Raw genomic sequence first — 14023 nt, 5'->3', positions numbered from 1 at the left:
TATTTTCATCCAACGACCATGTTTAAAAAAACCTTTTTCCAGATCCACTGGTTTCTTGGAATTACTGCCGGTCTGGTTCTGTCAATTATGGGCGTTACCGGGGCGATATATTCCTATGAACAACAGATCCTAAAATGGATCAATACGGACAGTTATACCGTACAGGCACAATCCGGACCGAAACTCAGCCCGGCTGAGCTGTATCAGCATTTTAAGCAGAAAAATCCTGAAATGCAGATTAACAGCGTGAGTCTAGATGCCAGTCCAACAGACTCCAGTACGGTTAATATTGCCAAAGAAGGTGCTCGTCGTGGCTACAACATGATGGTCAACCCATATACGGCTGAAGTACTACCTGAAATCAAAGGCCGCGAGTTCTTCCAGTTCATACAGCAGTTACACCGTTATTTAACCATGGGTCCTGTCGGTAAGCAGATCACAGGTGCCTGTGCCCTGATGCTGATTTTCTTTGTCTTGTCGGGTCTTTACCTACGCTGGCCAAAACGCCATTCAGTGAAGCAGTGGCTAGCTGTGAAGCCGCAACTGAAAGGTCGTAACTTCATCTGGGATCTGCACGCGGTTGTTGGAACCTGGGTCGTGATTTTTTACCTGATCCTGGCGTGTACCGGACTGTACTGGTCTTATGACTGGTGGCGCAACGGTATGTTCAAGGTGCTGGGTGTAGAACGTCCACAACCTGAAATGCAGCAAGGTCAAGGCGGCCGTGGTGGTGCAGAACAAGGTCGTAATGCTGGCGAATCACGTGGTGAAGGTGCAGGCGAACGTGGTCCACGAAGCGAAGGTCAGCGCGAAAATCGCGGTGAAGGTCGCGAGAGAAGTGTTGATGATACCCTTCTACTTACTGCATTGAACAAGAGCTGGGCAGGTTTCCAGAATGAATTCAATGATAAATATTCAACGGTTACTTTTAATATTCCTAAAAAAGCCGATGGTGAACTGAAACTCAGCTTTACCGATGTTGAAGTTCAGCATGAGCGTGCCCGTAATAATGCTACTTATAACTATCAGGATGCAGCTTTTACATTGGTAGAAATGTATGAAGACAAAAAGCTGAATGAGAAGATCATGAGCAGTATGTTACCGGTGCACCGTGGCAGCTTCTTTGGTCCGATCTACCAGTTCTTTGCTATGGTCGCGTCACTGCTGATGCCACTTTTCTTTATAACCGGCTGGATGCTGTATCTGAAGCGTCGTAAACAGAAGAAATTAACCCTTGCCGCACGTCAAGGCGCTACAGCCATCGATATTGACCCAAATGCCAAGCCTTGGCTGATTGCTTATGCCACACAAACCGGTGTTTCTGAACAGCTGGCATGGCGTACCGCAACTGCCTTGCAACAAGCACATCAACCAACAACGGTAAAATCCGTACAACAGCTGACGCTGGCTGATCTGCAACAGGCTGAACAGGTGCTCTTTATTGCAAGTACTTATGGTACCGGTGAAGCACCAGACCTGGCTTCGTCATTTGAGAAGAAAATTATGTCCGGTCAGGCTGACCTGAGTCATCTTCATTATGCTGTACTGGCGCTGGGTTCTAAAGAATATCCAGATACTTTCTGTAGTTTTGGTCACCGTATTGATCAATGGCTGAAAAATAATGGTGCTCAGCAATTATTTGCCACTATTGAAGTCGACAATGCCAGTAACGAGCATATCCAGCAATGGAATGCCGCACTCGCTCAGTCAACTCAGCTAGAACTTCAGGCCATGGATATTGATAAAACCTTTGACCATTGGACCCTTGTAAAACGTGAGGTGTTGAATCCAGGCAGTCTGGGAGCTCCAGCCTTTAACCTGGAATTTAAACCTGAACATGAAGCACAATGGCAAGCGGGTGATATTGCAGAAATCCAGCCAGGGAACAGCGCTGAACGCATTGCGCAATTCCTGGCAGCACACCAAATTCCCGCAGGTACTGTAGTTGCCTCTATGCAGCAACGTATAGAAGAGATCCTCTGGAACCGTGATCTGACTCAGCCAATTTTCCCATTTATTTCTTCAGAAGAATTACTGAATCAGTTACCCGTGTTACCAACACGTGAATATTCTATTGCCAGTATTCCAAGCCAACAGATCTTACGTCTGGTGGTTCGTCAGCAACAGGATACCTCTGGTGAACTTGGTCTAGGTTCAGGCTGGTTAACACAATATGCTGCACTCAATGCACCTATTGCCTTGCGTATTCGCAGCAATGATTCCTTCCATCTGGTGGATGATAACCGCCCAATTATCTGTATTGGTAATGGTACCGGGATCGCTGGCCTGATGAGTTTACTGCATACTCGTAACCGTCAGGACTATAATGAAAACTGGCTGATCTTCGGTGAACGCCAGCGTGCACACGATTTCTTCTATCAGGAAACCCTGGAAGCCTGGCTGACTGTAGGCACACTAAAGCGTCTGGATCTGGCATTCTCACGTGATCAGGCTGAAAAAGTTTATGTACATCACAAGCTCCGTGAACAGGCGGATGAGCTGAAAACCTGGGTGAACAATGGTGCTGTGATTTATGTCTGCGGTAGCATTGATGGCATGGCCAGTGACGTCGATCAGGCACTGATTGATATTCTAGGTGAATCAACTGTTGATCAATTACGTCAGGACGGTCGTTATCGCCGTGATGTGTATTAATTCAGTAAATGATAGAAAAACCGGGCCATGTTGTCCGGTTTTTTCTTGCCTATGCAACTGAAATACCTACAATAAAATATGAAAATTACAGGATTATTCATGTCAGATTTTTATAAACGCCTGATCAGCAGTATTGCAGGGATTTTACTGAGTGCAGACAGTCTCTGGTTACTCTTACAGAACAAAATTCATCTGGGAATTTTGCTGCCACTATTGATTGGCGTGTTACTAATTATTTACGCCCTGTTCTTTTCCTATTTCCAGCAATGGCACCAGCACTCCAGGTTTCGTTCCAGTGTATGGAAATGGATATGGATTGGATTTTTTACCTGGGTCGCCAGTGTTCTGATCTTCTTTGGTTATATTCAAAGCAATATCAATAGTGATAATACCCAATTGCCAACCAAGGCAATCCTGGTTTTAGGTAGTGGTATAGAAAACAACCGACCCTCGCCGACCTTGCAAAAGCGTCTCGACACTGCAGCTGACTATGCACAATTGCATCCAGAAGCATTGATCATTATGACGGGCGGCTTGAGTTTTCAGGAGAAATATACTGAAGCCGAAGTGATGCAGGCTTACCTTAAACAGTCATATCCTGCTGTTCGTAATCCAATTGCAATGGAAGATAAAAGTACCAGCACCGAACTCAATCTGATCAATTCCAAAAAGATTTTAAACCATCATCAGATTACTTTGAATGATCCAATTACCATTATCACCAGTGACTTTCATAGCATTCGTGCTCGTGCCATAGCCAGACATCAGGGCTATACACAGGTCATCAGTATTAGCGCAGAAACGCCGCTGTACATCCGCTATAATTCGTGGCTACGCGAGTATTTTGCTTTTCTTAGCGGCTGGTTGCTGAATGAATATTAAAAAAGAGTTATTTAAAAGATGAAAATCAATGCAATCGGATTTGGCGTGGCAATGGAATATTACCGTTTTTAAAGATCTCCGGCTTCTGTACATAAATCTGATACAGATAATTCTTGATATCCAGCAGCATTTTTTCTGGTGCAACCAGAATATTTTGCCCTTCAGGCGTCAGATCTAGAGATAAAGCGGTATGTTCTTCACGCAGGAAAGGAATCACTTTTTCAATGAAGTCTTTGAAGCTGATTTCCTGAATTTCGTATTTTTCCCAGTTATCTTTGATGAGCAGTTTTGCCAAGCCTTTACTCTGCCAGGTTGCAAAAGCCTTTTGCCCTGTTGGCGTTGCACAGAGTGCCCAGCCATCTTGGTATAATGCGTAAATGCAGCCTTGTGCCACAATTGTTTCAATGAACTGTTTATAAACTTGTAGAGGATCGTAAGGAGTATTTTGAGTTTTAGCCGCGGCCTTGCGCTGATATGGATTTCTCATAGCCATGAAATTTTATAAATTATTATAGACTTAAGATTCTATGAAAAATTGAGATTTTAAGCAAGAGAGAATATGGTGGGCGCTGACGGGATCGAACCGCCGACATTCTGCTTGTAAGGCAGACGCTCTACCAACTGAGCTAAGCGCCCTGAAGAATAAAAAATAACATCGTTATTTTTTATGATGCAAGACAAGCCAAGCGCGTAGTCTTGGACTTTGATAACACATTTTTCACATCAGGAAATGAAAAATGGCGCAGCGGACGGGACTCGAACCCGCGACCCCCGGCGTGACAGGCCGGTATTCTAACCAACTGAACTACCGCTGCGTGTCGTATATCTATAAAAGATATGGTGGGCGCTGACGGGATCGAACCGCCGACATTCTGCTTGTAAGGCAGACGCTCTACCAACTGAGCTAAGCGCCCTTAAAGGGTCAAACTGTTTCGATTCTAAGGATGGCGCAGCGGACGGGACTCGAACCCGCGACCCCCGGCGTGACAGGCCGGTATTCTAACCAACTGAACTACCGCTGCATCACAAAAAATCTGGTGGGCGCTGACGGGATCGAACCGCCGACATTCTGCTTGTAAGGCAGACGCTCTACCAACTGAGCTAAGCGCCCTCAAAAGGTCTATCATGTAAATGGCGCAGCGGACGGGACTCGAACCCGCGACCCCCGGCGTGACAGGCCGGTATTCTAACCAACTGAACTACCGCTGCACTTACACAATGTCGCTATTGTGGCAAACGATTCATCAAGAACTTAAAGTGGCGCAGCGGACGGGACTCGAACCCGCGACCCCCGGCGTGACAGGCCGGTATTCTAACCAACTGAACTACCGCTGCACTAAAAGATCTTAACTTTGAAAGAAACTTGGTGGGCGCTGACGGGATCGAACCGCCGACATTCTGCTTGTAAGGCAGACGCTCTACCAACTGAGCTAAGCGCCCTTTCAAATCGACTTCATCGCTTGATGAGGTGCATTATAGAGAATCTTCACAGCGTGTCAAACGCTTTTCCGAATGTTTTCCACTTTTTAGGTTCGAGTGATTAAAAAATAGGTTGATCGCCAAAAAAAACAACACTTTTTGTTTATTTTTTAAGTCCATACCGAAATTTATTGAATCTCGAACTCAGATAAGGCGGTATTCATTGCTTGCGGGATCCTTCCTTTTATACACCATACGGTCCAAAAGCCGCTATTTCGCCGAAATAGTATACAAAGCTTTATTTAAGGACACGTTGTGATCATGTAAAAACGTATCTGCAATTATTTTTAATCAGAAATAAGGCGGGATTTATGCCATATTTTTCGATTTAGGAGGAAATTCAGCTTATTTCAAAGGCAAACGATGTTTTTCATTTTGCTCTACAGCTACCTGGTCACTCATATTTAAATGTGAATAGTGAGATAAAATCCTTTTACGCTCTCTACCCTATCTCACTCTCTGTAGAGATTTAAAATAGGAACCATGAAAACATTGGTAAGAGACTATTTTTCTAAAGCATGTTCTGAGATATAAACCAAAGCCTGTTCATTAACCAGATCAAACAGCTCGATCAGGTCAGTATTGCGCATACGGATACAGCCATGTGACATCGGTATTCCCATCGGTTCTGTGTCTGGCGTGCCATGAATGTAGATATAACGGCGGTAAGTATCACAACCTTCCCCACAGTTAAAACCGTCTTCCAAACCACTCAGCCATAAAATCCGGGTCAGAATCCAATCCCGATTGGGAAATTCTGCTGCCAGTGATTCAGAATAAATCTCTCCTGTAGCCTGACGGGCAATAAATACACTATTCAATGGTGTATCAGCCCCGATTTTTTGCGCAACTTTATGCCAGCCTCGAGGCGTTTTACCACTATTTTCTATTTCTCCGATACCATTTTTACCACTTGAAATTGAATAACTCTTGGCAAAACGAGGTAGATACAGTTTTTGTGCAGCCAGATCAATCTGAATATCGGCTTGTTCTATAGTCCATTGCTGCATACATTTATTCCCTTTCAGACGGTATATGCTTTTCAGAGATTGGCTTGGGTTCCGGGCGGCACCATAACCAGATTGCCACGATCAGCATGGTCAGATCAGTAAAGATTTTGACAGCCAGCGGTGCATTGGTAAATAACATGATAATCCCGCTAACCAGCATCATGATACTAGCAAACCATTTGGCTTTACGCGGCACGGTCCGATTGGCACGCCAGTCGCGTAAAGTCTGTCCATATTTAGGGTGATTCAGCAGCCATTCATCCATCTGCGGCCAGCCTTTAGAGGCAGCCCATGTGGCCAGAATCAAGAAAACCGTTGTTGGCATGCCAGGCAAAATTGCACCTATAAAGCCCAATGTCACAAAAATGACCACTAGACTTCGCCAAAACAACACTTTCATACAGCAACCCTAACCACGGAATTGGGGTAGTATAAGGTGTTTTTGATTCTTATCCGTTGTATTTCTGCATATTTAGCTAGGACTCTTCATGCCTGTACCCTGCCTGACTCAGGATTTTATTGCACCGTGGCAACAGTATCAGCATCCACTGGTACGTCAGCTGGCATTCGCTGTTGGCAGTCCAAATATCCTTTCTCAGGTGCCTGACGAACTTGAACTAGAGCATGCCTTTGACTTGCATCCAGATCAGATGTGGCAACAGCATCTGGAAAATTATCATCCACGACTTTTAGAACTGGATCAAAATCCACAGGCTTTGGAAAACTTTGTTGCACAACTCAAAAGTACTCGTCTTGGACTGCGTTTTGAAATGCTGATCTGGTTCTGGCTGCTGGATAAGGGCTATCATCCCTATACCCTGCTTGGACATAGTATTCAGAAGATTGATGGACCCAAAACCTTAGGTGAACTTGATTTTCTGTTGTTCAATAAAATCACCGGAAAAATCGAACACTGGGAAATTGCTTTAAAATATTATCTGGCTGAAGCAGACTTTAGCTTGCCGCATTGGTATGGATTAAACCGAAGCGATACCTTGAATCGCAAGCTGAAGCATTTCACCCAAAAGCAGTTCCAGTTTCAGGATGCGCTGGATTACCCAATTGATCAGCGTTTCTGCATATTGAAAGGTCAACTTTTTTTACCGATTCACCATACCGCGCCTATTCCAGACTGGGTGAATACAGGACGGCGTTTGGGCAGCTGGGGCTATCAGATTCCAGACCGGGAACAAGGCTTTTATCGTTTGCAACGACATGAATGGATCTATCCAAACCGGCATATGAGCAGTGACTATCCACAGTGGTGGACTAATGGCTTATATAAATCGGCACTCAGCGGAGATTTCTATATGTTCCGTGTCCCGACACTGATCTAGGATATTTACTGAAAAATTTGATAACTATTACATTAATTTACGCAAGCACTATGAAAACCATATATTTTTTCTTTCGTATATTTTCTAATCTAACTTCCACATCATAATAATTTTATTATTGATAACACGGAGATGATGATGAAAAAAATTCTTGCAACTTCTTTAATCTTGGCATTTGTACTTACAGGTTGTAATACTGTGAAAGGCGTTGGTAAAGATGTGTCTAAAGCGGGTGAAGCCGTGACTGGTACAGCAGAAAAAACTTCTGATGAAATTCGCCGCAACTAATCTTATTGCCTTAGTAAAAGAACCCTGCGCTTGTCAGGGTTTTTTTATGTCTGTGATTCACAAGTTACTGCATCTTCGCCTATCATAGTGCACACAATATTCTTGATTTATGAATGAATCGCATATGACATCTTCCGCAACTCTCGATTTAAGCCTGCAACTGTTACGTCAGCCTTCCGTTACTCCAGTCGATCATGATTGCCAGAACATCATGGCAGAACGCCTGAAAAAGGTAGGCTTCAACATCGAAAACATGCGTTTTGAAGATGTCGATAATATTTGGGCGCGCAAAGGGACGGAAGGCCCGGTGTTCTGTTTTGCAGGTCATACAGATGTAGTGCCAACCGGCAACCTGGATGCCTGGAACTCTGACCCGTTCCTGCCAGAAATCCGTGATGGTAAACTTTATGGTCGCGGCAGTGCAGATATGAAAACTGCATTGGCAGCCATGGTCGTTGCTACTGAGCGCTTTGTAGAAAAATATCCAGATCATAAAGGTTCAATTGCTTACCTGATCACTTCTGATGAAGAAGGTCCATCAATCAATGGTACGGTAAAAATCATTGAGGCCTTAGAAGCGCGTAATGAGAAAATTACCTGGTGTCTGGTAGGTGAACCATCTAGTACCAATAAACTTGGTGATATTGTTAAAAACGGCCGTCGTGGCTCATTGAATGCCAACCTGACTGTCAAAGGTAAACAAGGTCATGTGGCCTATCCACATCTTGCTGTGAATCCAATTCATACTGCATCTAAAGCCATCGCTGAACTCTGTGAAACTGTTTGGGATAATGGCAACGAATACTTCCCGGCAACCTCTTTCCAGATTTCCAATATCAATGCTGGCACAGGTGCAACCAACGTTGTTCCAGGCACAATGAATTTGCTGTGCAACTGGCGTTATTCCACTGAAGTGACTGCTGACGAATTAAAAGCACGCACTTTAGAAGTTCTGGATCGTCATGGTGTGGAATATGACATTCAGTGGACTTTATCTGGCCTGCCATTCCTGACACCAGTCGGTGAACTGGTGAATGCTGCTAAAGATGCGATCCGTGATGTCACTGGTACTGAAACCGAACTGTCAACTTCTGGAGGTACTTCAGATGGCCGTTTCATTGCCCCTACCGGTGCTCAAGTCCTTGAGCTAGGCGTATTAAATGCCACCATCCACCAGATCAATGAGCATGTCGATATTGCAGATCTGGAACCACTGGCTGAAATTTACGAAAAAATCCTGATCAATCTGTTGGCAAACTAAGCCAGATTGAAAAGCTCCAAATAAAAAAGGAACTCCGTTGAGTTCCTTTTTTATATTCTTAGATCTATATAGCTTAATGGCCGACCAAGGACTGAATATGTGCCATCTGGGGAATATGGTACATCGCCTCGCCCATACGTACATACTGGAAAATCGTCGGATCTGTCACTTCGCGTTCATCATCGACAATTTCCGAAATACGTAAACGGATGGTCTTGGGCATTTCATTGCACATCAGGGCAAAACGCTGATTCGCTTCATCCCCTTCAATGACTAATGCTACACCATTCTTACGGTCTGGATCATTCACTGCATAAACTGGAAGTTGTGCATCATGCCACTCTACAGTTTTTACCTGTGTAGCACTATCCAGCGCTGATAGAACAATGTTCTGCGGCAGCAACATCGGATCCTTGCTATGACAGTCGATGATATACGCATCAATAAATCCCGTAGATACGGTAATGAGATGCTGTAGCTCCTGCTGGCTGATTTTATCGGCCGACACTGCGTTCACATTAGTCTGACTATTCATTCATTACCCCTGTTGAGCAGCAATTAATTCTTGAACATTGGCAAGCAGCTCCGCTTCCTGGAACGGTTTACCCATATAGTGTGTTACACCCAGACTGAAGGCACGCTCACGATGCTTCTCCCCAGTACGTGAGGTGATCATGATAATTGGCAAGTTGCGGTGAATATCATGATGGCGAACCAGGTTAGTTACTTCGAAACCATCCATACGTGGCATTTCAATATCCAGCAACATCAGGTCTGGACGGACATTTTCCAACTGTTCAATCGCGTCGACACCATCTTTGGCAGTGACAATATCATAACCCTGACGCTCTAACAGACGTGACGTTACCTTACGTACAGTTACCGAGTCATCGACAATCATGACCAGACGACGTGCATTACCACGACGCGACAGATCCTGCTGATCAGATAACTGTTTGATACGCTGAGTCGCCTGAACCTGACGGGCAATATTCTGACCATCCAGAATCAGACAGACCTGACCATCACCAAGAATGGTTGCCCCTGCAATCACACCTACACTGGCAAACTGCTGTCCAATCGGTTTCACTACGATCTGTGCACGTGAGCCAACTAATTGATCCACCAGCAAAGCGATACTTTGACCACCATTACCCTTGATAAGGAGTACTGGTAATGAATGCGCGACATTGTTCAAACGTGGAATTGGCTGATTAGAGACAAACTCAGACAGATAGCGCAGCTTGTAGTTCACACCATCAATCTTGAAGTAATCATCCTTACTGTTGAAGTAAGTTTCCAGTGTTGCTGGTGCAATACGGACAATACGGTCAATCTGTGCCAGAGAAATGGCAAATTGCTGGTCACCCGCTTTCACCATTAAGGCATCACTGACGGCCACAGTGGTCGGTACGCGAATCGTAAAGGTCGTGCCTTTGCCCAGTTCAGAATTTACCGAAACGTGACCGCCCAGCGTTTTGATTTCGCTTTGTACCACGTCCAGACCAACACCTCGACCCGAAATCTGGGTGACTGCTTTAGCCGTACTGAAACCTGGATGGAAGATGAATTGCAGCAATTCTTCCTGATCCACCTGCTGTTCCGCTTTGATCAAGTCCAGACTGATGGCTTTAGCACGAATACTCTCCGCATCAATCCCCTTACCATCATCACTAAAGGAGATAATGACATCGGTACCCTGACGGCTAATGTTCAGGACAATTGAACCGACTTCTGGCTTATTCAGCGCAAGCCGTTCTGCAGTATCTTCCAGACCATGGTCAATCGCGTTACGTAGCATGTGCTCAAATGGGTTTACCAGACGTTCCAGAATGGTACGGTCGAGTTCACCTTCGGTATTCTGAACAATCAGCTCTGCCGGACGGTTCAGTGTGGTCGAAGTTTGACGCACAATACGTTGTAAACGTGGCAACATACGGTCAAATGGTACCAGACGGGTACGCATCAGACTTTCCTGAATCTCAGCCTGGATACGCGATTGTTGCAATAGCAAACCTTCGGTATCACGGATTTTTTCCGCGAGCGTGGTCTTAAAGTCGACCAAGTCCGATGCAGATTCAGCAAGAGATTTAGATAACTGGTTCAGGGATGAATATTGGTCCATCTCCAAGGGGTCGAAGTCAGCATAGCGTGAGTTTTCTGAGCCATGTTTGGCAATAATCTGAGACTCCAGCTCGCCTTCCATACGGCGCAGCTGATCAGCCAGACGTTTGATCGCCAGTTCCATCTCATTTAAGGTATTGCCGAGCTGTCCCAGATCCATCTCGATACGCGAACGGTTAATTGCATTTTCGCCTGACAGGTCAATCATCTTCTCGACCAGTTCGGCTGAAATACGGATCATCTCGTTACTACTATCGCTTGAGGTGTTCTCAGCCCACTCACCCATCATATTTGGTGGTTCAGTACCATCACCCTGAACAAACTCGAAGCCAGTTGTAACTTCCAGACTTTCAGTTTTGGTCAGACGTTCAGGTAGCTGTGCAGTGACATCTACAAACTCAATCGCATCCAGCGCTGCTTTGATTTGCTCAAAACCATTGTAATCATGATCAAAAATGGCTTGACCCAGCCATTTCAGGGTCTTTTGCAGCAGACTGTCATAGGCATTGGAGTTAAAATGATGAACAGCAAACTGTTCAAATGCACTTTCCAGACCATAAGCAATACTTGCGATGCTTTCATTGCTGATCATGCGGGCGCCACCCTTGATACTGTGGGCAGCACGCTGAAGTTGCAGCAATAAGCTACGGTCACTTCGCTGATCGAACCATTGGTTCAGTAATTTTTCTGCATTTTCCAGAATCTCTTGCGATTCTTCCAGGAAGGTTTCTTCAACAATCGATTGTAGATCATCTTCATCAGCAAGCATAGATTCAGCTGACTCAGCAGTAAGTGTTTCGCCTGACTGATCTTCCTGAATTTGCTCATCTGATGCAGGAACAGATTCAGTTTCAAAGCCGTCTACTCGCTCAAGCGCTTGTGATTCCACAACGATCTCAGCAGATTCCGATGCATCGTCAATAATTTCTAGTTCTACAGAAGTCTCTGCTTCTACCTTCTCAACAGCAGCTACCGGAGTTGCAGTAGCTGTTCCAGTCACAAGTGCCTGGATATTTTGCAGCATATGAATAGCTTCAGGTGCCGGATAATCAATCTTATTATCACGAATACTCTGGATACGGTCTGACACGTTATCCTGTACCAGTCGGATAATCTGGATCAATGCAGGTGTTACGGTAATCTGCTGACGGATCACGCGCTCATAAATACTTTCCAGCTCATGTGCAATCGAACCGATATGCGTGGCAGCAATCATGTTTGCACCCCCCTTCAGGGTATGCAAATAACGCATCAGATTGTTCAATGAGTGGGTATTTTCAGGTTCTTTGGACCAGGTATTCAGGTCTTCATCAATGCCTGCCAGCAACTCATCTGCTTCTTCCAGGAAGATATCCAGCAAGTCTTCATCGAAATCACGGTTGGCATCTTCAGCGTCCTGCTGCTGACGATCAGCTGCAATACGCTGGCTGAGCCCAGTAAAATCAACTGCTATGGATATATCCGACTCTACTGGCGCAGATACCGCAGTTTCAACAACTTTGTCTGTAGCGAATACTTCGATGTCTTGCTGTACAAAGGCAGACAGATCCGCCAGAAGTTTTTCAACTTCGGCATTCAAAATCACCCGCTGTCCTGCAGCGAGCGTATCGAACAGGTGAATAAATTCCTGGTGTGCCTGTGCAAACAGTTCGAAGGCATAATCACTTTCAAGCAAGACCGGTCTCGCCAGCAAAGCATCATAAGCTGCTTTTAATTGGGATGCGAATTCATGAATACCGATCGATGCACGATTATCCGTATGTACCATCAGCTCTGCGGCTTGCTGGCTTAAAGCTTCAATATAATCTGGATATTCTTCAAGTACCCGCTTATCAAACTCAAATTCGGCATCCAGTAACTGATCAATATTCAGTTCAACCAGACGTGTAACCATACCTTGAGATTGATCAGCATCCTGCTCTTCAGTCACAGTAAAGCCATAGGCATCCCAGGCATCCTCAAAAGTAGCAGAAATCCCTGCCAGCTTTTCAGTGTTACCTTGTTTCAATAGATGTAAATAATCACCGATAAATTCTGAATATTGTTGTAATAGTGCTGTTTCTTTGGAAGTTGAAGCAATTTCATCCTGAACCAGCGTTTTAAATAAATTCTCTACTTTAACGCTGGCCTCACAGATATCATCAATTTGTGCCATAGAAGAGCTGCCACGCAGGGTATGCAATGCACGAATCAGGCCATTATAGTCTTGCTTGGCACTATTTTCATGTTTTAGGAAATCATGGATTGTCGCAAGATGTTCCTCGGCTTCTTCAACAAAGATCGCCACCGTTTCTTCAAGGTCAGTACGTTCTTCAGCAACTTCTACTCGTTCTGCGGTAGTAGTTTCAGCAATCTCTACTCCTGATGAATCTGCTTCTGCAGCATCCGCAAGTTCAAGACCTGTTAGCTGACCTTCAGCATTCAGATTGTCCGCAAGTAGCAATAATTCTTCAAGTGCCGGTTCTGGACTCAATTGCTGTTGTAATTGTTGTCCTAAAAGTACGACTGGACGTAAATCCACGGTTAATGGCTGTACCTGCTTAAAGCATGGATACAATACATATTGATAGATATTTAAAGTTGCTTGCGCGAACTTCTGAATGACTGGCGTTAATTTGATTGAACCGGAAAGTACGCGGTTCAAAGTATCTTCAACTGCCCAGGCAATTTCACCCGCCTGCTTCGCACCGACCATACGACCCGAACCTTTCAGCGTATGGAAATGGCGGCGAATGGTGGTTAATGTTTCTTGATGATCTGGTGTGGCAAACCACTGTGGCAATAAAGTATTTAACTCGACAAAGATTTCTTCAATCTCTTCGACAAATATCTCTAAAATTTCAGCATCTTGATCAAGATAACTATCTTCAGGAAGCGCTGTTGTTTCAACTAGATCTTTTAATATTTCTTTCATAGCTAAGGCTTCTTACGTTCTGCCGCCAAGAAGGGCGCTCAAACTTGATTGTGACCGTCACGCGAGACCTAAC

Annotated in this window: 10 protein-coding genes and 8 tRNA genes; 5 read left to right on the top strand and 13 right to left on the bottom strand. The window is 44.8% G+C overall.

Annotated elements, in window-relative coordinates:
- Positions 1-18: 18 nt before the first annotated feature.
- Together FSC11_RS03760 and FSC11_RS03755 are read left to right on the top strand one after the other, a co-directional pair.
- Positions 19-2655 carry a PepSY domain-containing protein gene (locus tag FSC11_RS03760; protein ID WP_163165250.1) on the top strand — a complete coding sequence of 879 codons (2637 nt, stop codon included), beginning with the start codon at positions 19-21 and terminating at the stop codon, positions 2653-2655.
- Between the two features lie 99 nt (positions 2656-2754).
- On the top strand, positions 2755-3537 hold the full coding sequence (locus FSC11_RS03755) for a YdcF family protein (protein ID WP_163165248.1): 783 nt from the start codon (positions 2755-2757) through the stop codon (positions 3535-3537).
- A 25-nt stretch (positions 3538-3562) separates the two neighbouring features.
- Here FSC11_RS03755 and FSC11_RS03750 read toward each other — a convergent pair whose 3' ends face one another.
- The 11 genes from FSC11_RS03750 to FSC11_RS03700 form a co-directional block, all read right to left on the bottom strand.
- A complete protein-coding gene (locus tag FSC11_RS03750) occupies positions 3563-4024 on the bottom strand; it encodes a DUF2750 domain-containing protein (protein WP_103799686.1) in 462 nt (153 codons plus the stop codon).
- Positions 4025-4097: 73 nt separating this feature from the next.
- Positions 4098-4173: transfer RNA gene (locus tag FSC11_RS03745), tRNA-Val, on the bottom strand.
- Between the two features lie 102 nt (positions 4174-4275).
- Positions 4276-4352 (bottom strand) — tRNA-Asp (locus tag FSC11_RS03740).
- A 23-nt stretch (positions 4353-4375) separates the two neighbouring features.
- Positions 4376-4451: transfer RNA gene (locus FSC11_RS03735), tRNA-Val, on the bottom strand.
- A 31-nt stretch (positions 4452-4482) separates the two neighbouring features.
- Positions 4483-4559, bottom strand: a tRNA-Asp gene (locus FSC11_RS03730).
- A gap of 13 nt (positions 4560-4572) precedes the next feature.
- Positions 4573-4648, bottom strand: a tRNA-Val gene (locus FSC11_RS03725).
- A gap of 21 nt (positions 4649-4669) precedes the next feature.
- Positions 4670-4746 (bottom strand) — tRNA-Asp (locus FSC11_RS03720).
- Between the two features lie 49 nt (positions 4747-4795).
- Positions 4796-4872 (bottom strand) — tRNA-Asp (locus FSC11_RS03715).
- Between the two features lie 29 nt (positions 4873-4901).
- Positions 4902-4977: transfer RNA gene (locus tag FSC11_RS03710), tRNA-Val, on the bottom strand.
- Between the two features lie 542 nt (positions 4978-5519).
- Positions 5520-6026 carry a cell wall-recycling L,D-carboxypeptidase ElsL gene (gene elsL, locus FSC11_RS03705; RefSeq protein ID WP_163165246.1) on the bottom strand — a complete coding sequence of 169 codons (507 nt, stop codon included), beginning with the start codon at positions 6024-6026 and terminating at the stop codon, positions 5520-5522.
- A gap of 4 nt (positions 6027-6030) precedes the next feature.
- Positions 6031-6426 carry a YbaN family protein gene (locus FSC11_RS03700; protein ID WP_004891798.1) on the bottom strand — a complete coding sequence of 132 codons (396 nt, stop codon included), beginning with the start codon at positions 6424-6426 and terminating at the stop codon, positions 6031-6033.
- Between the two features lie 88 nt (positions 6427-6514).
- Here FSC11_RS03700 and FSC11_RS03695 point away from each other — a divergent pair, with 88 nt between their 5' ends.
- The 3 genes from FSC11_RS03695 to dapE all read left to right on the top strand — a co-directional run bounded on the left by FSC11_RS03695 (position 6515) and on the right by dapE (position 8912).
- A complete protein-coding gene (locus tag FSC11_RS03695; RefSeq protein WP_163165244.1) occupies positions 6515-7363 on the top strand; it encodes a DUF1853 family protein in 849 nt (282 codons plus the stop codon).
- A gap of 138 nt (positions 7364-7501) precedes the next feature.
- Positions 7502-7651 (top strand): entericidin A/B family lipoprotein, encoded by a 150-nt coding sequence (locus tag FSC11_RS03690; protein ID WP_004814773.1) that lies wholly within the window; start codon positions 7502-7504, stop codon positions 7649-7651.
- 124 nt (positions 7652-7775) lie between these two features.
- Entirely contained in the window at positions 7776-8912 is a 1137-nt protein-coding gene (gene dapE / locus FSC11_RS03685) for a succinyl-diaminopimelate desuccinylase (RefSeq protein WP_163165242.1), read from the top strand.
- 73 nt (positions 8913-8985) lie between these two features.
- On the opposite strand, the gene FSC11_RS03680 is transcribed toward dapE, so the two are convergent.
- Together FSC11_RS03680 and FSC11_RS03675 are read right to left on the bottom strand one after the other, a co-directional pair.
- Positions 8986-9447, bottom strand: a complete 462-nt coding sequence (locus tag FSC11_RS03680) for a hypothetical protein (protein WP_163165240.1) — start codon at positions 9445-9447, stop codon at positions 8986-8988.
- Positions 9448-9450: 3 nt separating this feature from the next.
- The gene (locus FSC11_RS03675; RefSeq protein WP_163165239.1) at positions 9451-13950 is read right to left on the bottom strand and encodes a hybrid sensor histidine kinase/response regulator; all 4500 of its coding nucleotides are present in this window, start codon (positions 13948-13950) and stop codon (positions 9451-9453) included.
- Positions 13951-14023: the final 73 nt, after the last annotated feature.

This window comes from Acinetobacter schindleri (genome assembly GCF_010918895.1).
GTDB classification, from domain to species: Bacteria; Pseudomonadota; Gammaproteobacteria; order Pseudomonadales; family Moraxellaceae; genus Acinetobacter; species Acinetobacter schindleri.
The sequence above is the reverse complement of the archived record's forward strand: the minus strand, read 5'-3'. Positions and strand labels throughout refer to the sequence as shown.

Excerpts from the sequence above, each read along its gene's own strand:
- FSC11_RS03700 (WP_004891798.1), bottom strand. The coding sequence starts at position 6,426 with ATGAAAGTGTTGTTTTGGCGAAGTCTAGTGGTCATTTTTGTGACATTG.
- FSC11_RS03695 (WP_163165244.1), top strand. The coding sequence starts at position 6,515 with ATGCCTGTACCCTGCCTGACTCAGGATTTTATTGCACCGTGGCAACAG.
- FSC11_RS03760 (WP_163165250.1), top strand. The coding sequence starts at position 19 with ATGTTTAAAAAAACCTTTTTCCAGATCCACTGGTTTCTTGGAATTACT.
- FSC11_RS03680 (WP_163165240.1), bottom strand. The coding sequence starts at position 9,447 with ATGAATAGTCAGACTAATGTGAACGCAGTGTCGGCCGATAAAATCAGC.
- FSC11_RS03750 (WP_103799686.1), bottom strand. The coding sequence starts at position 4,024 with ATGAGAAATCCATATCAGCGCAAGGCCGCGGCTAAAACTCAAAATACT.
- dapE (WP_163165242.1), top strand. The coding sequence starts at position 7,776 with ATGACATCTTCCGCAACTCTCGATTTAAGCCTGCAACTGTTACGTCAG.
- FSC11_RS03690 (WP_004814773.1), top strand. The coding sequence starts at position 7,502 with ATGAAAAAAATTCTTGCAACTTCTTTAATCTTGGCATTTGTACTTACA.
- elsL (WP_163165246.1), bottom strand. The coding sequence starts at position 6,026 with ATGCAGCAATGGACTATAGAACAAGCCGATATTCAGATTGATCTGGCT.
- FSC11_RS03755 (WP_163165248.1), top strand. The coding sequence starts at position 2,755 with ATGTCAGATTTTTATAAACGCCTGATCAGCAGTATTGCAGGGATTTTA.
- FSC11_RS03675 (WP_163165239.1), bottom strand. The coding sequence starts at position 13,950 with ATGAAAGAAATATTAAAAGATCTAGTTGAAACAACAGCGCTTCCTGAA.